Below are 518 nucleotides of genomic sequence, written 5' to 3' on the forward strand. Positions count from 1 at the left end.
TTGTTGTCAAATTTACTTTTTGTAACAGAATCATTTACGTTAATTGCTGGCATTGGTAATGTACCGTTTTTAACGCGCTCGTATAAACGGTGTACGCCTGTTGTGGTTTCTTCACTTAAGCCTTTAATACCAGATACTAACTCTGGATATTTATCTAAAACCATGTTTGTTAAATCGCCACCATCATCAAGAATCATGTTTAAAGGTTTTCTGTCTTCACCAAAGAAAAGCGTTTGTTCTATACACCAATCAAATTCTTCTTCGTTCATGTTTTTCCAAGCGTAAACAGCAGTTCCAGCATCAGCAATTGCAGCAGCAGCGTGGTCTTGTGTAGAGAAAATGTTACAAGAACTCCAAGTTACTTCGGCACCTAAAGCTTGTAATGTTTCAATTAAAACGGCTGTTTGTATAGTCATGTGTAAACACCCGGCTATACGTGCGCCTTTAAGCGGTTGAGTATCTTTGTACTCTTCGCGTAAGCTCATTAAACCTGGCATTTCAGCTTCGGCTAATTCAAT

Annotated in this window: 1 pseudogene (cut by a window edge); it reads right to left on the bottom strand. The window is 38.4% G+C overall.

Annotation, left to right across the window (positions count from 1 at the left end):
• Positions 1 to 518 (bottom strand): annotated as a pseudogene (locus FUA24_RS17255) (adenosylhomocysteinase); its annotated part reaches 337 nt to the left of the window's first position; the annotation flags it as partial.

This window comes from Seonamhaeicola marinus (assembly GCF_008085455.1).